The following is a 16,779-nucleotide window of genomic DNA, read 5'->3' as shown; positions in this document are numbered from 1 at the left end:
CGGTCCGGCGTTTCGACCTGTCCCCCAAAAACCATCCGCTCCCGGTCAACCCAGTTGCTCCACGACGCGCTCCTGCAGGCGGTCGCGCGTGTCGTGGCTGGTCTCGGCGTCGACGTTCACCTCCAACACGTCGGTCCCCCCGCTCGCGACACGCTCCTCGTAGGCGTCGGCGAAGCCGTCGAGGTCGACGCGCTCGAAGTCGAGCCCGAACAGGTCGCCGGTGGGTTCGAAATCGAGCCCGTGGGGCGTCTTGAACTGCGCGGTGAAGGGCGGGTCGTGGTCCTCGATGGGGAGCATGTGGAAGATGCCGCCGCCGTCGTTGTTGACGAGGACGACCGTGGCGTCTACGCCGGCACGCCCGACCGCCAGCAGGCCGGTCAGGTCGTGGTAGTACGCGATGTCACCCGTCACGAGCGTCAGCGGGTCGGTCGTCGCGCTGCCTGCGCCGAGCGCCGTCGAGGTGACCCCGTCGATGCCGGAGGCGCCGCGGTTGCCGAGCACCGTCAGGTTCGCCTCCGAGGGCCGACCGAACCGGTCGAGGTCGCGGACGGGCATCGAGTTCGAGACGAACACCGTCGCGGGGTCGGGGGCTCGGTCGACCACGTCGGCGAGCACTCGGCCCTCGAACGTTGCCCCCTCCTCGCGGGCGTCGTCGACTGCGTTCCAGTGGGCCGCCTCGGCGTCGGTCCAGCGCTCGCGCCAGTCGTCGCCGGCGCCGCTCGTCCCTCGGCCGCGACCCACGACCCGCGAGAGGTGGGCGGCGAGTCGCGACGGTTCGGCCGTCACGAGGTCGGTAGCGGTGAACTCCGCCTCTCGCCACGCTCCGGCGGGGTCGACGAGTAGCTGACGGGCGCCGGTTCGTGCGAGGTACTTCCGAAGCGGTTTCGAGGTCGGCGACGCCCCCAGTCGGAGGACGACCTCGGGGTCGGGCCAGTCGTCGGTCACTTCGGACGTGAGGTAGGCGTCGTAGCCACCGAGCACGGTCACGGCGCGGGTGTGGCCCCCGTAGCGGAGTCCCGAGAGCGGGTCGGCAACGACGGGGAACCCCGTCGCGTGCGCCAGTGCAGTGATGGCCTCCCGGTCGACCCCCGGCGGGTCGGCGGGGCCGGCGACGACGAGTCCGCGGTCGGCGTCGAGCGCCTCCGCCACCTCGCGGAGCGAACGGTCGTCGAGGTCGGGCGCGCCGGGGGTGGTCCGGACCCACGCCGTCCCGTCGCCGCGGCCCTCACGGGCGTCGAGCGGGAGGTCGGCGGGTACGTCTCCTTCGACCGGCGTCGGCTCCAACGGTTTCCGGAACGGGACGTTGAGGTGGACCGGACCGGACGGAGTGCCCTCCGCCTCCGCGACCGCACGAGCGGCGGTCGTCCGGAGCGAGCGGAGTTTCCGGTCGTCGGCCTCCGGTTCGGGTAAGTCCTTGTACCAGCGGACGGCGTCGCCGTACAGTTTCTCCTGGTCGACGGTCTGGTTCGCACCCGAGTCGCGCAGTTCGGGCGGCCGGTCGGCCGTGAGCATGAGCAAAGGGGTCCGGGACTGACTCGCCTCGACAACCGCCGGGTGGAAGTTGGCGGCGGCGGTCCCGGAGGTACAGACGAGCGGCGTCACCTCGCCGGTGCGCTTCGCCCGGCCGAGCGCGAAGAAGGCCGAGGCGCGCTCGTCGAGGTGCGAGAAGACGTGGATGTCGTCGTGTCGGGCGAACGCGACCGTCAGCGGCGTCGAGCGGCTCCCGGGGGTGATACAGACCGCGGAGACGCCCGCCGCGACGAGTTCGTCGACGAGCGCTCGCCCCCAGAGCGTGTTCCGGTTCGGCGCGGACATTGGTTCTCCCCTCCCCCTTCGGAGCGGGGGGCTAATACCCCGGCGAAACGCGCCCGCGACCGGGCTGTCGGCTTCCGCCGGTCACGACCCGCGACCGCGTCGGCCTCCGTCGTCGAGGCGGCCGCCGTCGCCGACGTGGCTCACGTCCTCGGCGCGGCTCACATCGTCGGCAGGGCTCGCGCCGTCGGCACGCTCTCCATCGTCGGTGTTCGGCAGGAGGAGGTCCGGGCGACGGTCGCTCCGGGAGAGTGTCGCGAACCGCCGGATGCGCTCTCGTTCGTCTTCGTCGAACCGGGAGTGACCTACGGTGCCCTCGTGGCCTGCGCTGGACTCGTCGGACATGCGTCCGACAGCTACTCGAGGACCACAATCAACCGATGGCTTCGAGACTGAAGTCCCTCTTCAGGGTCGTCGGCGAGTGCCCCTGCCCTCGGCCGTTCTCCCTGCCGGCCACCGCTCGCTCCGGTCGTCCTTCGCCTCCGCTGTCGCTCATCGGGTCGGCGCCCATCGGACCGCCGCCCGTCGGGTCGTCGCTCCGTCCCGGGTCGCCTCCTACTGCGGTCGTTCCAACTCGTCCAGGATGGGCCGGTACTTGAGTTGGACCTCGTCCCACTCGCGGTCGGGGTCGGAGTCGGCGACGACACCGACGCCGGCGAACAGGGTCGCCGTCCGCCGGGTCGCGAGCGCGGAGCGGAGCGCGACCGCGAAGGAGCCGTTGCCGGCGGCGTCGAACCAGCCGACCGGCGAGGCGTACCAGCCGCGGTCGAACGGCTCGGTGTCGCGGATGGTCGCGAGCGCCTTCTCCGGGGGAAGTCCCCCGACCGCCGGCGTGGGGTGGAGCGCCTCGACGAGCGACAGCACGTGTTCGTCGTCCGCGAGCTCCGCCGAGATGGGCGTCCAGAGGTGCTGGACGGTGGCGAGTCGCCTGACGGTGCGGTCGCCGGTCGACACCGAGGAGGCGAGCGGCGCGAGTTGGTCGCGGATGGCGTCGGCGACGATTTCGTGCTCGTGGATGTCCTTCTCGCTCGTCCGGAGCTCTTCGGCCAGCCACTCGTCCTCCGCCGGGGTGTCGCCGCGCCCGGTCGTTCCCGCCAGCGCGCCGGTGTGGACCGTCCGCCCGCGGCGACTCACGAGAATCTCCGGGGTCGCCCCGAAGAAGGCGGGCCGCTCGGGACTGTCGCAGTTGGTCGCACCCGCCGCCGTCGGCCCGGTCGGCTCGACGAGAAAGCGGTGGCAGTCGGGGTAGCGCTCGCCGAGCCGCGAGAGCGTGTCGGGCACGGAGAGGTCGGCCGCGAGGTCACAGCGCAGCGCCTGTGCGAGGACGACCTTCCGGAGCTCGCCGGCGCGGATGCGCCGAATCGCGGCTCGCACGCCCTCGCGCCACTCCTCCAGGCCGGTCGTGCGCTCGCGGGAGACCACGCCCGGCGGCGCAGCCACCGGGCTCGGCTCCGGCAACGACTCGAAGCGCTCGCGCTCGCGCTCGAGACGGGCTTCGACCGCCTCGGGGGTCGCCTCCGACCCGACCGCGTTGACCGTGAGCCACGCCGAGGTGTCGCCGTTTCGCGCCGCCGACGCCCCGGCGAACGTCAACTGCACCTGCGGGAGGACGAACCCCGCCGCGGGGAACCCCGTCCAGGTCCCCTCGGCGCGGTGGTCGCCGTGGAAGGCGAACCCGCCGAACAGCCGCGGTCGGGCGGCGTCGGCGCCCACGTCGGCGTCGTCGGCCGCGAACAGCTCCTCGGCGGCGGCCCGGACCTCGGTGAACCGGTCCGGACCGTCGCCGGTCAGCGTCGCGGCGGCGCCGCCGGCGACCACGCTCGGTTCGTCCGGCGCCGTCCACGCCGTCCGCGGCCCGTCGAGCGCCGCCAGGGCGGCCCGCATCGACGGGGCCTGTATCCGGACGGCGCGACTCACCAGGGCGCCACCGAGGGTCGCGCCCTCGCTCTGGGGCGGTTCCATTATTTAAACCAGAGGACCGCGCACGTTTCTATCTAACTATACGAATCGTTCGTGAGCCCCGCCACGTCGGCGACGACGAGCACCGAGTCGACCGGGTCGACCGACTCCCCGCCGAGGGACTCGGTCCGCTCCTCCTCGAACGGCGAACCCGTGGCGGTCGTAGAACGCCCGTCCGACCTCGTTGTCGGCGAAGACGACCGCCGAGAGCCGCTCGATGCCCGTGTCGGCGACGCTCCCGGCGACGCGTTCGAGCAGGCGACTCCCGACGCCCTCGCCCCAGTGGTCCGGCCGGACGTAAATCGCCTCGAGCGTCGCCTCGTCGTCGGGTCGCCCTTCGACCCCGGTGGAGGCGGCGGCGTAGCCGACGACTTCGGTCCCCGCTCCGCCCGAGTCCACCTCGGCGACGACGTAGTGGTCGGCGGCGTCGAGTCCCTCCCGCAACCGCTCCACGTCGTACCAGCCGTCCACGCGGTCGTCGACGAGGCCGGGGCCGAGCAGGTCGTCGTAGGCGGCGTGCCACGCTTCGCGGGCGACCTCGGCGATGCCGGGGGCGTCGTCGGGAGCAGCGGGGCGAATTCGCATGGCTCGTCGGAGAGGTGTGTCACGAGTTCACAGAAAGTTTGGGGTGGTCGTCGGGTCGGCGTGAGTCGAAGCGCCGGCACCGGACGCGGGTTCGGAAGGCGCTCCTCCCGACTACTCGCCGTCCGGCGTGTCGGGGTCCTCGACGCGCTTCACGCCGATGGTCACGTCGACGCCCTCGACGTCCCACTCCTCCACGAGGTCGAAGGCAGCCTCGTCGCCGTCGACCCACTCCGCGGTCCGGGTCTCGTCGGCGACGAACTCCCGGTGGTCGTCGACGAAGCCAGCGACGCGCTCGTCGCTCACGTCGAGGCGGGTGTGGATAGGTTCCTCCACGTCGAGGTCCAGCGTCTTTCGCATCTCCTGGATTCGCCGGACCACGTCGCGGGCGTACCCCTCGGACTCCAGGTCGTCGGTGAGGGTGGTGTCGACGTAGACGCTCCCGTCGCCGACGGGGCTGTCGAAGTCCGCGCCGCTGATTCCCTCGGGAGGCTCGGCGTGGTACTCGACCATTCCGTCGTCGAGGTCGTAGTGCTCGCCGTCGGCGTCGACGCCGGCTTCGACCTCCTCGCGGGTGGCGCCCTCCACTGCCTGCATCACCTTCTGAGAGTCGCCGCCGAAGGCGGGGCCGATTTCGCTCATCTTCGGCTCCGCGCGCTCGACGAGTTCGTCGAAGCGGGAAACGACGACGACCTCGCGGGTGTTGACGCGCTCGGCGAAGAGGTCAGAGAGCGACTCGACGGCCTCGCGGACGGCGGCCTCGTCGCTCTCGACGACGACGCGGGAGACGGGCCAGCGCAGTTTGCGCCCGCCCTGCTGGCGGGCGTTGGCGGCCGCCTCCTCGACCTTGCGGAGGACGGCCATGTGCGCCTCGAGGTCGGGGTCGTGCAGCTCCGCGTCGACCTCGGGGTAGTCGAGCATGTGGACCGTCGTCTCGCCCCCGTCGAGGTGCTGGTACATGCGCTCGGCGAGGTACGGGGTGAACGGCGCCATCATGCGGACCGTCTCGTCGAGGACGGTGGCGAGGGTGGCGTACGCGCCGCGCTTTCCGGCGGAGTCCTCCTCCTCCCACATGCGTTCGCGGATGGCCTTCACGTAGAAGCGCGACACGTCCTCGGTGAGGAAGTCGAGGACGGTGTTGAGCGCCTCGTGGACCTCGTACCCCTCCCACGCCTCACGGACCTCGGACTTCACCGACTGCAGGCGCGAGAGCACCCACTCGTCGACGACGGTCAGCTCGCCGTCCGAGAGGTCGGCCTCGGCCGGGTCGTACCCGTCGAGTCGCATGTACGGGAGCGGGAACCGGAACACGTTCCAGAAGATGTTGAGCGTCGACTCGACGTCCGCGAGTCCGTCCCACTGGAACGCGAGGTTCGCGCCCTGCTGGTCGTGACTGAGGAGGTACGCCCGGAGCGGGTCGCGCCCGGCGCGGTCGATGGCCTCCTCGGGGGTGACGATGTTCCCCACCGATTTGGACATCTTCCGACCGTCCTTGTCGTTGGCGAACCCGTGCATCAGCACCTGCTCGTACGGCACCTCGCCGACGGCGGCGGTGCCCATCCCCAGTTGGGACCAGAACCAGCCGCGGGTCTGGTCGTGAGCCTCGACGATGAGGTCGGCGGGCCACAGCTCCTCGAACGCCTCGGTCTCGGCGGGGTAGCCGAGCGTTCCCCACGAGGCGACCGAGGAGTCTATCCACACGTCGAACACGTCCGGCACGCGCTCGTAGGTCGTCCCGTCCTCGGTGATGGTCACGTCGTCGACAGCAGGACGATGAAGGTCCATCTCCTCCGGATTCAGCTCCTGGTCGGCGCGCTCCGCCAGCTCCTCGCGGGTGCCGACGACGAGACAGTCCTCGGCTTCGAGGTCCTCGCCGGCGTCGACCGGCACCCAGATGGGGAGGGGGATGCCCCAGTAGCGCTGTCGAGAGACGTTCCAGTCGGGGGCGTCCTCGACGAAGTTGCGGAAGCGGTTGTCGCGGGCCCACCCCGGGAACCACTCGCTCTCCTCGATGTTGGCGAGCAGTTCCTCTTTGATGTCGGTGACCGTGATGAACCACTGGTCGGTGGCGAGGTAGATGATGTCCGTATCACAGCGCCAACACTGGCCGTAGTCGTGGCGCGTCGTCTCGCCAGAGAGGAGCAGGTCCTTCGAATCGAGGTCCGCGACGATGTCGTCGTTGGCGTCGCGGACGAACTGGCCCTCGTACTTTCCCGCCTGCTCGGTATAGTCGCCGTTGCCGACGACGGGCGAGAAGATTTCGAGGCCCAGCTCCTGGCCCCGTTCGAAGTCCTCCTGCCCGTGGCCGGGCGCGGAGTGGACCAACCCGGTCCGGTCGACCTCGACGTAGTCGGCGGTGTACACCTGGAGCGCGCCGTCGAAGGCGGCGTGGTCGGGGACCTCCTCGGCGAGCGGGTGTTCGTACTCCAGTCCGACGAGGTCCTCGCCGGTGAGCTGCTCGACGACCTCGTAGTCGACGTACCGACCCTTCTTCAGGACCTCCTCGACGCACTCCTCGGCGAGGTAGAGGACTTCCGTGTCGCCGGACTCGGTCTCGGCGCGGACGCCCTGGTACGTTACGTCCTCGCCGACGGCGACGAACGTGTTCCCCGGCAGGGTCCACGGCGTCGTCGTCCAGACGACGAGGTTCCCCTCTCGTCCCTTCAAGGGGAACTTCACGTAGATGGAGGGCGACTCGATTTCGTGGTACTCCACCTCGTTGTTGGCGAGCGCCGTCTCACAGCGGGGACACTGGTTGACGGCGCGCTTCCCGCGTTCGACGAGGCCGTTCTCGTGGACCCGCTGGAACGCCCACCACGTCGCCTCCATGTAGGAGGGGTCGACCGTGCGGTAGGGGTCGTCCCAGTCCATCCAGACGCCCATGGACTGGAAGTCCTCGTCCATCTTCTCGCGGTTGCGCTCGGCGAACGTCTTGCACTCCTCGATGAACGCCTCGACGCCCAGTTCTTCGATGTCCTTCTTGGACTCGAAGCCGAGTTCCTCCTCGACTTTGACCTCGATGGGGAGGCCGTGCATGTCGTAGCCGGGCCGGTCGGTGACGCGGTGGCCGGTCATCCGCTTGTACCGGATGAGCGTGTCCTTCAGCGTCTTGTTCCACGCCGTCCCGAGGTGCATCTGGCCCGACGTGTACGGCGGGCCGTCGACGAAGAAGAAGGCCGGGTCGTCGGCGTGGGCCTCCTTCGTCGCCTCGTAGGCGTCCGTCTCCGCCCAGTGGTCCGCCGCTGACTCCTCCACGTCGGCGGGGACGTACTGGTCGCTGATGTCTTCCATACGCTCACTCACCTGCCGTGCGCTTATGAAAACGGTGGTGTTGCAGTCGCGGGTGTCGGGCCGCGGTCGAAGCGTGGTCAGGGATTCAGTCGCGGTTACTCCACCACGATGGACCGGCCGTTCGGGTGTGTTCCGTAGCCGTAGAGGTGAACCAGCGCCGACTCGGGCGTCACCCGCATCGGCTCGTCGCCCTCACCGACGGCGTACGTCACGACCGTGGTGCAGACCAGTTCCTCCTCGTCCCGCAGGTCGAAGGCGAGGTGCTCCGGGTCGACGGGGTCCTTCGAGAGCGGGAGCACCAGTTCGCGCCGGTCAGCCCACGTCGGGTCACGGTCCCGGGCGGTCGGGTCGACACGGAACGGGTCACTCCGGCGAATCAACACTTCGTGGAGGAGGACGAACTCGCGCTCGTAGTCGGCGCCGAGTACGTGACTGGTCGCGTCACGACGACCGTACCGTCCGCCGACGAACGGACGCTCCTCCGGCGTCTCGGTGAACAACTCGCCGCGGAAGTTCCCGATACCGCCGTCCCCAAAGCCGCCGCGGACCCACGGGTCGGAGACGGCGTGGAGCGTCGAGAGCGCGGATGTGAACCGAACGTCGTCGGCGACGGCGTCGGTGACCGACCCGACACAGCCGGCGGCGCCGACGACGGCACCGAGGGCGCCGGTCCGAAGCAGTCGGCGCCGACGCATCAGTCGTCCCCCGCAGTCACCGTCGTCGTCCCGCCGCGTCTCCCCCCTTCCTCGTCGTACAGTTCGACGGTCGCTCGAGTCGGCTTCACGCGAAGCGGTCGCTCCTCGGGGCGAGTCTCGTACTGTGCGAACAGCGTGCAGACCAACTCGTCGGCGTCGGCGAGGCCGGCTTCGAGCGAGTCGTCGGCGTAGTACTGGAGCGGGAGCGTGAGTTCGGACCAGCCGGTCCACCGCGGGTCCGCCGAGCTGGCCGCCCCCGCCAAGACCCGGTACGGGTCGTCGGGCGTCGACCGAACCTCGAAGGCGAGGGCGAACTCCCGCTCGAAGTCCACCCCTTCGAAGTCGGCGGTGAAACCCCCGTCCTCGCCGTCGTCGTCGACGAACACTGGGTCGGTGGGCGGTTCGGTGACCAGTCGACCCGCAGTCCACGCGTCGCTGTCCGCGTCCAGTCCGCCGCGGACGACCGGTTCGTCGGCGCGGTGGAGGGAATTGTGGCTGTAGCGGGGGAAGACGCTCCCCGAGATGGCTCGCTGGACCGAGCCGACACAGCCGGCGGTGGCGAGGGTGGCGCTCAGGGCGCCCGCGTGGAGGAGTCGACGGCGACGCATCAGGACGACTCCCCGGCCGTCACCGTCACTGTCCCGCCGCGCCGACTCCCCTCGTCGTCGTACAGTTCGACGGTCGCCGACTCGGGTTTCGTCCGGAGCGGCTCCTCCTCGGGGTGGGTCACGAAGTGGACGACCAGCGTACAGACCAACTGCTTGGCGTCCGCGAGGTCGGACCCGAGCGAGTCCTCCGGTTGGTATTCGAGCGGGAGGGTCAGTTCACGCCAACCGGTCCAGCGTGGTTCCGCCCCCAGGACCGGCCCCGGACCCACGCGGTACGGGTCGTCTGCCGTCATCCGGGCCTCGAAGAGGAGGACGAACCGGCGGTCGTAGTCGACGTCGCGAACGTCGTCGACGAAGCCACCCTCCTCGTCGGCGTCGACGCGGTCGGTGAACACCGGGTCCGTCGGTGGCTCGGTGAACAGTCGACCCGCGGTCCACGCGTCGCTCTCGTCGTCCAGCCCACCCCGAACGTACGGCTCGTCGGCACGATGGATGTCCGAGTGGCCGTAGTCGAAGTAGACGCGGCCGTTGACGGACTGCTGGACGGACGCGAGACAGCCGGCGGAGGCGAGGGCGGCGCTCAGGGCACCTGCCTGGAGGAGGGCGCGGCGGCGCATATCGGCTGCTCGCGGCGTCGGGTCAAATAGTTGACGCAGCCGCCGACCGTCCCGTCTACGCCAGGATGTCGCCGATACGTCGGGGTTCACCCGACAGCGACGGCTGCTTCTCGACCATCTTCAGCACGTCGTGGTCGGTCACGTCCGGATAGTTCTTCTGTGTCGCCTCCTCGATGAGTTCCTTCTCCAGTCGGAACTCCGTCCCCTCGTACACCACGTCACAGCCCTTGTCGTCGAACTTCAGTGTAGTTGACATTGGTTATCGGTCAAGACCGCAATGGTTGCGAGTCGTACAATCATAGTCGTCGAAGGAGAGTGCGGTCATGGCCGGTCGTAGCCCGTGGTCGGATAAAAGTCTCCCGTCGCGGGGTGACGATGCCGGGCGCCGGAGGTGGCACAGCCGGCCGTCGTGCGTTCGTCTGACGCTCGGGCGCCGACGACCCGGACAGACCGTCAATCACCCGTTCAGTTTATTAGGGAAGAGGGGTAGGCGTGAGGTGTGTCTCTCGGGCAGGACCCCCTCGACGCGTTACGCATCCCCGACGGGACGACGGTCGAGGAGCACGACCTCGTCACCGACGGGGACGTCATCGTCGGCGGCCAGTCCACCGTCGAGTTCGGGGTCCGCGGCAACAACGTCATCGCGGGCGAGCGGGTCGACTTCGGCGGCGACATCGAGGCCGAGGGCGACTGCCGCCTCGACACCTGGTGTTCGGTCGACGGCAACGTCCTCGTCGGCTGTGACGCCTACCTCGGCGAACGCGTCCACGTCGCCGGCCGCCTGATGGTCTCCGGCGACCTCGACATCGGCGACGACGTCGACATCGAGGAGGGGTTCGAGGCCAACGGCTGGATCGTCATCCGCAACCCCGTCCCCACGCTCGTGTTCTACTTCGTCGTCCTCTCCCAACTCCTCCGCCTCGGCGAACAGGACGCCGCCGACGAACTCGCCGGGGCGCTCGCCGACGGCGGGGAGCCGGACCACCCGCCGCTCGTCATCCCCCGTTCCGCGAGCGTCTCCGACGACGCCTGGCGCGTCTCCACCCCCGCTAGCGTCGGCGACGGCTGCCGGCTCCACGGCAACATCCGCGCTGCCGAAATCGAGATGGGCGAGGACAACAACCTGTTCGGCTCACTCCGCGCCCGCGGCGACGTGTTCGTCGGCAGCGGGACGCGCGTCCACGGGGACGTGACGACCCGCGGCGGCACCGTCACCGTGGCCGAGGGTGCCCGCGTCCTCGGCGACGTGTCGTGCGCCGACCTCGAAATCCACGAGGGCGCGACCGTCGACGGGACGATGCGCGCCAAGGGCGAGATGCGCCTCGTCCGCGAGGGCGGCCGCGACGCCGAGTAACCCTCAGAACTCGAACAGAAACTCCGTTCGGCGAGCGCTTATGCGCCGAGACGGCGACTCACGCTCCATGAGTCTGCTCGACCGGTTCACGACGACCGTCACCGCCCTCGCCGAGACCGCGATGGAGGAGAGCTACCGACACACCCGCGAGGAGCGCCTGTCGTTCGACGCCCTCGCCGCGCTGTCGCTCGCGACACGGAACGGCCGCATCCACGTCCGTGGCGAGGACCGCGACGACCTCCGCGTCGACGTGACGAAGCACGCCCGCGAGGAGGCGGACCTCGACCGAATCGAGGTCGTCGCCGAAGCGGGCTCCGGAGCCGCGGCCGGCGCTGGCGACGCCCCCGGCGACGACGGCGACTCCCTCGCCCTGCGCGTCGAGCATCCACCCGGCGTTCGCGACGTCGCGGTCGACCTCGACGTAGCCCTCCCGCGAGGGACCGCTCTCACCACGGTCGAGACAGAGAACGGTCGCGTCGACGTGGCGGACGTCACCGGGGACGTAGTGGTCCGGACGAAGAACGGCCGTGTCGACCTCCGAGACGTCGAGGGGTACCCAAGCGTCGAGACCGGCAACGGGGCCGTCAAGCTCGCCGGGACCACCGGCGTCGACCGCGTGACGACGAGCAACGGCTCCGTCGACGCCGAGATTCGGTCGATTCGCGGCGACGCGCTCGTCGAGACCACGAACGGGCGAGTGGTCGTCCGCCTGGGACCCACCCTCGACGCGGAGGTCGTCGCTACCTCGTCGGTCGGAAGCGTCGACGCCGGTCCCTTGGGCGGCTCCGCTCGGGGCGTCGGCGGCCAGCGCGTCGCCGGCACGGTCGGCGACGGCGGCCACGAACTCGGGGTCCGCACCGACGTGGGCTCCGTCACGGTTGAGGACGCGTCGGAGTAGCGAGGTCGGGGCCGATAGAGACGAGGCCGGCCGCGGACGGTGAGGCGGCGGCCTCCGGCCGGTCGACGCCGGCCGTCCCTCAGCTCTCGCCGTCGATGACGGTATTCTGCACGAGCGTCTCGACCCCCCGCCGGAACCGCTCGGAGGCGGCGTTCTGTGAGATGTCGAGCGCGTCCCCGAGCTCAGCGAGGCTCGCCTCGCGCGGGATGCTGAGGTAGCCGGTGTCGACGGCGGCCCGCAACGCCTCGCGTTGTGGGGCGGTGAGGCCGAACGCCGCGTCGCGCTCGGCCGGGGTCTCCGCGAGGATGCGCCCCAACGAGATGTCGAGGTCGTACTCCCGACAGACCTCTCTGAAGCGGTCGAACGCCACCCGGGTGGGGAACTCGACGCGGAAGTGCCAGCCGGAGGCGTCCGCGGTCAGCGAGCGGATGACGCCGCTCTCCTCGACCATGACGGGGTAGACGCTCTTCTGGTGCCCCTCGTCCGCGAGGTCGAACCGATACAGCCGGCGTCCGCCCACCTCGGTGAGGACGGTCGGGTCGGCGACGGTCGGGTCGGCTTCGAGCGCCGCGTCGAGCCCGTCGAAGTCGTCGCCTTCGACCCAACAGAGGACGACGCGGCGTTCGCCGCTGGTGTCGGAGCGCTCCCAGACGACCCGGAGACCGGGGCGGGAGCGAAGCGTCTCGCGCAGAATCGGGTGGTCGAGCGTGAATTCGGCCAGTAACACGCGATGAGCCTCCAGTTCGCCGGACGGTACGTAGCGGCCAACTATCCATCCTTCGGCCGGCGCACTTGAACGGCGTGAGTACTCCCGCCACACGTTGAGCATCGGCGACGACGTAGGAGAGTCGCCCGTAGTGACGGGCGATTGGCGCCCCCGGAATGCCAAAACTCGGCGCACCGCTCCCGCGGTGCCGCCCGACACGTGGTGTGTCAGCCCCCTGACACCGGCCGGCGTCGGGACTCGCCGCGGCGTCGGTCGACCTCCCCCACTCCCGCGACCGACGCTCCGGCCCTTCCGAAGCGTTCTCCGGGTCGGGTCCGCTCGACTCGAACCGGACCGATTCGACTCGACTACGTCCGACCTGGCCACCCCCGACCGACGGGGCCCGGTCGTCTCTCGTCCGACCGAAAGGGTGTTTTCCCACACGCCGAAACGGTGTGCTATGCTCTCGATCGCTCTCGCGGGCAAACCCAACGCGGGCAAGTCCACCTTCTACAAGGCGGCGACCCTCGCCGACGTCGACATCGCGAACTACCCGTTCACGACCATCGACGCCAACCGCGGCGTCACACACGCTCGCACGCGCTGTCCCTGCCTCGACCGCGAGGAGCGCTGTGGCGACGAACACTGCCACGACGGGAAGCGTTACGTCCCGGTCGAACTGTACGACGTGGCCGGCCTCGTCCCCGGCGCGCACGAGGGCCGCGGTCTCGGCAACCAGTTCCTCGACGAACTGTCGAACGCCGACGCCATCCTCCACGTCGTCGACGCCTCCGGCGCGACCAACGAGGAGGGCGAACCCGTCGAACCCGGGAGCTACGACCCCGTCGACGAGGTCACCTTCATCGAGGAGGAGATGAACCAGTGGCTCGCCGGCATCGTCGCCCGGAACTGGGAGTCCGTCCAGCGGAAGTCACGCTCGCCCGACTTCGACCTCGACGACGCGCTCACCGACCTCCTGACGGGGTTCGGGGCGAGCGAGTACGACGTGGCCGCCGTCCTCCGCGAGGTAGAGTACCCGGAAGACCCCATCCAGTGGACCGACGAGGACCGCGAACGCCTCGCCCGCGAACTCCGCGCCCGGACGAAACCCATCGTCCTCGTCGCCAACAAGGTCGACGCCGCGCCCGACGGCACGGTCGAGCGACTGCGCGAGGAGACGGGCAAGACGGTCGTCCCCGCCACCGCCGACGGCGAACTCGCGCTCCGGAAAGGGGTCGAGGCGGGCGTCGTCGACTACGACCCCGGCGACGAGGACTTCGAGATTCTCGGCGACCTGAGTGGGAGTCAGGAGCAGGGCCTCGAAAAGATTCGCGAGGTGATGACCGAGTACGGCGGCACCGGCGTGCAGGACGCCCTCGACGAGGCCGTCTACGGCCTGCTCGACCACCTCACCGCGTTCCCGGTCCAGAACGAGTCGAAGTGGACGGACGGACAGGGGAACGTCCTCCCCGACGCGTTCCTCCTCCCGCGCGGGTCGACGCCGCGAGACCTCGCCTACGCGGTCCACTCGGACATCGGCGACGGCTACCTCCACGCGGTCGACGCCCGCGAGAACCGGCGCATCTCCGACGAGCAGGAGCTCGAAGAGGGTGACGTCATCAAAATCGTCAGCACCGCGAAGTAGGGACTCCCTCGAGGAGCCGCGAGGTTGAACTTCATCGAGACGGTACCGTCTCACATGCTCCGAGCCATCATCCGCGACGGCATCATCGAGTGCGACGACTTCAATCACGGCGAGCACGGCGTCGACCTCTACAGCGAGAACGACGACCTCATCGCGTTCGTCCCGTACAACAGCCTCGTCGCCCTCATCAACGAGGACGTGGAGATGGGGGACGAGCCGGCAATCGCGGACGACTGAGCGCCACGGCGAGCACGGGTGTATCCGTGCTCGCCCCGCTGACGCGGTGGTGTAGCGAACTACAGCCCTTCGAGAGCCAGTGAGTCACGCTCCGGACGACTAACTCGATACGGCCGCGGCCGTGGCGTCCCTGTGGCGCCACGACGGCCGCGCGTTCGTGCACGTCCGCCTCGCTACGCGGAGACGTAACGGGCTACCGACTCCGAACCGACGCGGACCCGGACCTACTCCGAGTACCGCCGGAGCGCCTCGTCGATCGGTACGACCTCGGTATCCGCAAGCCCGACCGAGCAGAACGAGGTGAGGTCCTCGTCCCCGCGACGGCCTCGCTCCCGGTCCGTCACGAGTTCGTCGAGTTCGTCGAGTTCGACCGTCGAGTCGCGGTCGGCCGCGACGGCCGTCGGTCAGTCGAGGGCGGCCCGCGCGTCGTCGTCGGACAGGACGGTGTGCATGGCGGCCGACACGTCGCCGGGAGTGTTGACGGCTCGCTGAGGGCGAACTCGGTGACCTGTTCGACCGTGTCACGGCGTCGGGTCGCGTCAGTCCCCGACCGTCGGTTCGAGGGCGCCCTCGTCGGCACCGGCAACGAGTTCGGGATACCGGTCGACGCCGGCGTAGCGGACGGCTGTCTCGCCCAACTCCGCCACCCGAGCGGCGACCCGGTCGTCGACGATTTCGCCGTCGCGAACGGTCGAAGCGGAGTTCGGCATCCCGACCTCGTGTGGGAGAGTCCACGCGTTCAGCGTCCGGCAGACGGTGCGGAGGTGTTCGAGCGGTCGCGTCGGGAAGCTCCCGCCGGCGACTTCGAGCAGGCCGACCGTCGTCCCCCCGAACTCGTCGCGACCGCAGTAGTCGAGGGCGTTCTTCAGCGGCGCCGAGAACGACCCGTGGTAGTTCGGCGTGCCGAGGAGGACGGCGTCGGCCTCGGCGACCGCCTGGCGAAGCGCCGGCGCGTCCCCGGCGTCGCCGTCGTCGGCGTCGATGGGTGGGAGGTCGTACTCACGGAGGTCGACGAGCGTCGTCTCGGCGCCGGCGGCTTCGGCCGCGTCCAGGGCGACGCGGAGGGCGGTTCTGGTCCTGCTGTCGTCGCGGAGGCTGCCACAGATGGCGGCGACGTGGACTTCGTGTGGAGGGTCCATCTCGTCCTCACGTTCGGTGAGTCCCCACTAAACGTCTCTCTGAAGCCGATTATTGTTGGTATTCCGAGAAGAGTGCCGAGAATACTCCTTACTGCACCGCGTCGTACGCCTCGGCCATGATTTCGAGTGCCTCCTCTATCTCCTCGGTCGCCGTCGCGTAGGAGATGCGAGCGTAGCCGGCGCCGTGCTCGCCGAACGCCTCGCCGGGGACGACGACGACGCCGCGCTCGATACACTCGTCGACGAACCCCTCGGGCACCTTCGGCATCGCGTAGAAGGCGCCGTGGGGGGTCGGCACCTCGATGCCGATGTCGTCGAGGCCGGAGAGGAGCAGGTCGCGGCGCTCGCGGAACGTCTGGACCATCTCGTCGACGACGGTCTGGTCGCCCGAGATGGCCGCCTCGGCGGCGTACTGCGCCGGAGCCGACGCGCACGCCTGCACGTACTGGTGGACCCGAAGCATGCGCTCGATTCGCCTCGTCGCGCCCGTAATCCAGCCGAGTCGCCACCCGGTCATGGAGTAGCTCTTCGAGCAGGCGCCGACGACGACGACGTTGTCAGAGTCGGCGAACTCCATCGGCGAGCGGTGTTCGCCCTCGAAGACGATGTGTTCGTACACCTCGTCGGAGATACAGAGCACGTCGTGCTCGTCGGCGATGCGGGCGAACTCTCGGACGTCCTCCTCGGACGAGACGGCGCCGGTCGGGTTGCCGGGCGAGTTGACGACGAACGCGGCGGTGTCGTCGGTGATGGCCTCCTCGACGGCCGCGGGGTCGAGGGTGAGGTCTTCGCGGAGTGGGACCGGCTTCGGGTCGCCGCCCGCCAGTCGGGTGAGGGCGTCGTAGGCGACGAACCCGGGGTCGGGGAAGACGACCTCCTGACCGTGGTCGACGTGGGCCTCCATCGCGATGTGGAGCGCCTCGCTCCCGCCCGCCGTGGCGATGAACTGCTCGGGGTCGAGGTCGAGGTCGTAGTCGCGGCCGTACTTCGCCGATAGCGCCTCGCGCAGTTCGTAAGTCCCCTTGTTGGAGGTGTAGCCGTCGGCGGCGCCCGACTCGATGGCCTCGACTGCGGCCTCGCGGGCGTGTCGCGGGGTCGGGAAGTCGGGCTGACCGAGCCCGAGGTTGATGGCGTCTTCGCCGGCCGCCTCGAACACCTCGCGGATGCCGCTGATGGACACCTGCTCCACTCGCTCCGAGAACTCCGTCATGACTACTCGCGGGAGGCCCGCCGGAA

General features: G+C 69.8%; 16 protein-coding genes. 4 read left to right on the top strand and 12 right to left on the bottom strand.

Annotated elements, in window-relative coordinates:
* Positions 1-45: 45 nt before the first annotated feature.
* From menD to N5095_RS00145, 9 genes are all read right to left on the bottom strand, one after another.
* Positions 46-1,815, bottom strand: a complete 1,770-nt coding sequence (gene menD / locus N5095_RS00185) for a 2-succinyl-5-enolpyruvyl-6-hydroxy-3-cyclohexene-1-carboxylic-acid synthase (RefSeq protein ID WP_267619795.1) — start codon at positions 1,813-1,815, stop codon at positions 46-48.
* A gap of 81 nt (positions 1,816-1,896) precedes the next feature.
* Positions 1,897-2,157 carry a hypothetical protein gene (locus N5095_RS00180; RefSeq protein ID WP_267619793.1) on the bottom strand — a complete coding sequence of 87 codons (261 nt, stop codon included), beginning with the start codon at positions 2,155-2,157 and terminating at the stop codon, positions 1,897-1,899.
* Positions 2,158-2,367: 210 nt separating this feature from the next.
* Entirely contained in the window at positions 2,368-3,774 is a 1,407-nt protein-coding gene (locus N5095_RS00175) for an isochorismate synthase (protein ID WP_267619792.1), read from the bottom strand.
* Between the two features lie 36 nt (positions 3,775-3,810).
* Positions 3,811-4,356, bottom strand: a complete 546-nt coding sequence (locus N5095_RS00170; protein ID WP_267619791.1) for a GNAT family N-acetyltransferase — start codon at positions 4,354-4,356, stop codon at positions 3,811-3,813.
* Between the two features lie 111 nt (positions 4,357-4,467).
* On the bottom strand, positions 4,468-7,644 hold the full coding sequence (gene ileS, locus N5095_RS00165) for an isoleucine--tRNA ligase (RefSeq protein WP_267619789.1): 3,177 nt from the start codon (positions 7,642-7,644) through the stop codon (positions 4,468-4,470).
* Between the two features lie 95 nt (positions 7,645-7,739).
* The gene (locus N5095_RS00160) at positions 7,740-8,339 is read right to left on the bottom strand and encodes a hypothetical protein (protein WP_267619788.1); all 600 of its coding nucleotides are present in this window, start codon (positions 8,337-8,339) and stop codon (positions 7,740-7,742) included.
* On the bottom strand, positions 8,339-8,947 hold the full coding sequence (locus tag N5095_RS00155; RefSeq protein ID WP_267619787.1) for a hypothetical protein: 609 nt from the start codon (positions 8,945-8,947) through the stop codon (positions 8,339-8,341). The genes N5095_RS00160 and N5095_RS00155 overlap by 1 nt, the downstream gene beginning before the upstream one ends.
* A complete protein-coding gene (locus tag N5095_RS00150; protein WP_267619786.1) occupies positions 8,947-9,564 on the bottom strand; it encodes a hypothetical protein in 618 nt (205 codons plus the stop codon). Before N5095_RS00150 ends, N5095_RS00155 begins: the two co-directional genes overlap by 1 nt.
* A 55-nt stretch (positions 9,565-9,619) precedes the next feature.
* Positions 9,620-9,820: a DUF5800 family protein gene (locus N5095_RS00145; protein WP_267619785.1), complete on the bottom strand. Its 201-nt coding sequence runs from the start codon at positions 9,818-9,820 to the stop codon at positions 9,620-9,622.
* A gap of 243 nt (positions 9,821-10,063) precedes the next feature.
* On the opposite strand from N5095_RS00145, the gene N5095_RS00140 reads away from it, so the two are divergent.
* Complete coding sequence (locus tag N5095_RS00140; protein WP_267619784.1) at positions 10,064-10,918, top strand: polymer-forming cytoskeletal protein; 855 nt, start codon at positions 10,064-10,066, stop codon at positions 10,916-10,918.
* Between the two features lie 67 nt (positions 10,919-10,985).
* A complete protein-coding gene (locus tag N5095_RS00135) occupies positions 10,986-11,816 on the top strand; it encodes a DUF4097 family beta strand repeat-containing protein (RefSeq protein ID WP_267619783.1) in 831 nt (276 codons plus the stop codon).
* 79 nt (positions 11,817-11,895) lie between these two features.
* Here the strand turns inward: N5095_RS00135 and N5095_RS00130 are convergent, their stop codons facing one another.
* Complete coding sequence (locus tag N5095_RS00130; RefSeq protein ID WP_267619782.1) at positions 11,896-12,543, bottom strand: helix-turn-helix domain-containing protein; 648 nt, start codon at positions 12,541-12,543, stop codon at positions 11,896-11,898.
* Between the two features lie 439 nt (positions 12,544-12,982).
* On the opposite strand from N5095_RS00130, the gene N5095_RS00125 reads away from it, so the two are divergent.
* Both N5095_RS00125 and N5095_RS00120 read left to right on the top strand, forming a co-directional pair.
* On the top strand, positions 12,983-14,167 hold the full coding sequence (locus N5095_RS00125; protein ID WP_267619781.1) for a redox-regulated ATPase YchF: 1,185 nt from the start codon (positions 12,983-12,985) through the stop codon (positions 14,165-14,167).
* Positions 14,168-14,221: 54 nt separating this feature from the next.
* Positions 14,222-14,404, top strand: a complete 183-nt coding sequence (locus tag N5095_RS00120; protein ID WP_267619780.1) for a hypothetical protein — start codon at positions 14,222-14,224, stop codon at positions 14,402-14,404.
* 539 nt (positions 14,405-14,943) lie between these two features.
* Here N5095_RS00120 and N5095_RS00115 read toward each other — a convergent pair.
* Positions 14,944-15,543, bottom strand: a complete 600-nt coding sequence (locus N5095_RS00115) for an NADPH-dependent FMN reductase (protein WP_267619779.1) — start codon at positions 15,541-15,543, stop codon at positions 14,944-14,946.
* Between the two features lie 88 nt (positions 15,544-15,631).
* Entirely contained in the window at positions 15,632-16,753 is a 1,122-nt protein-coding gene (locus N5095_RS00110; protein ID WP_267619778.1) for a pyridoxal phosphate-dependent aminotransferase, read from the bottom strand.
* Between the last annotated feature and the right edge of the window lie 26 nt (positions 16,754-16,779).

This window comes from Halobium salinum, assembly GCF_026586625.1.
Classification (GTDB): Archaea; Halobacteriota; Halobacteria; order Halobacteriales; family Haloferacaceae; genus Halobium; species Halobium salinum.
This window is presented reverse-complemented; position numbering and strand designations above follow the sequence as displayed.

Bases quoted from the DNA above. Each gene is read 5' to 3' on its own strand.
- menD (WP_267619795.1), bottom strand. From the start codon at position 1,815: ATGTCCGCGCCGAACCGGAACACGCTCTGGGGGCGAGCGCTCGTCGAC.
- N5095_RS00180 (WP_267619793.1), bottom strand. From the start codon at position 2,157: ATGTCCGACGAGTCCAGCGCAGGCCACGAGGGCACCGTAGGTCACTCC.
- N5095_RS00175 (WP_267619792.1), bottom strand. From the start codon at position 3,774: ATGGAACCGCCCCAGAGCGAGGGCGCGACCCTCGGTGGCGCCCTGGTG.
- N5095_RS00170 (WP_267619791.1), bottom strand. From the start codon at position 4,356: ATGCGAATTCGCCCCGCTGCTCCCGACGACGCCCCCGGCATCGCCGAG.
- ileS (WP_267619789.1), bottom strand. From the start codon at position 7,644: ATGGAAGACATCAGCGACCAGTACGTCCCCGCCGACGTGGAGGAGTCA.
- N5095_RS00160 (WP_267619788.1), bottom strand. From the start codon at position 8,339: ATGCGTCGGCGCCGACTGCTTCGGACCGGCGCCCTCGGTGCCGTCGTC.
- N5095_RS00155 (WP_267619787.1), bottom strand. From the start codon at position 8,947: ATGCGTCGCCGTCGACTCCTCCACGCGGGCGCCCTGAGCGCCACCCTC.
- N5095_RS00150 (WP_267619786.1), bottom strand. From the start codon at position 9,564: ATGCGCCGCCGCGCCCTCCTCCAGGCAGGTGCCCTGAGCGCCGCCCTC.
- N5095_RS00145 (WP_267619785.1), bottom strand. From the start codon at position 9,820: ATGTCAACTACACTGAAGTTCGACGACAAGGGCTGTGACGTGGTGTAC.
- N5095_RS00135 (WP_267619783.1), top strand. From the start codon at position 10,986: ATGAGTCTGCTCGACCGGTTCACGACGACCGTCACCGCCCTCGCCGAG.
- N5095_RS00125 (WP_267619781.1), top strand. From the start codon at position 12,983: ATGCTCTCGATCGCTCTCGCGGGCAAACCCAACGCGGGCAAGTCCACC.
- N5095_RS00120 (WP_267619780.1), top strand. From the start codon at position 14,222: ATGCTCCGAGCCATCATCCGCGACGGCATCATCGAGTGCGACGACTTC.
- N5095_RS00115 (WP_267619779.1), bottom strand. From the start codon at position 15,543: ATGGACCCTCCACACGAAGTCCACGTCGCCGCCATCTGTGGCAGCCTC.
- N5095_RS00110 (WP_267619778.1), bottom strand. From the start codon at position 16,753: ATGACGGAGTTCTCGGAGCGAGTGGAGCAGGTGTCCATCAGCGGCATC.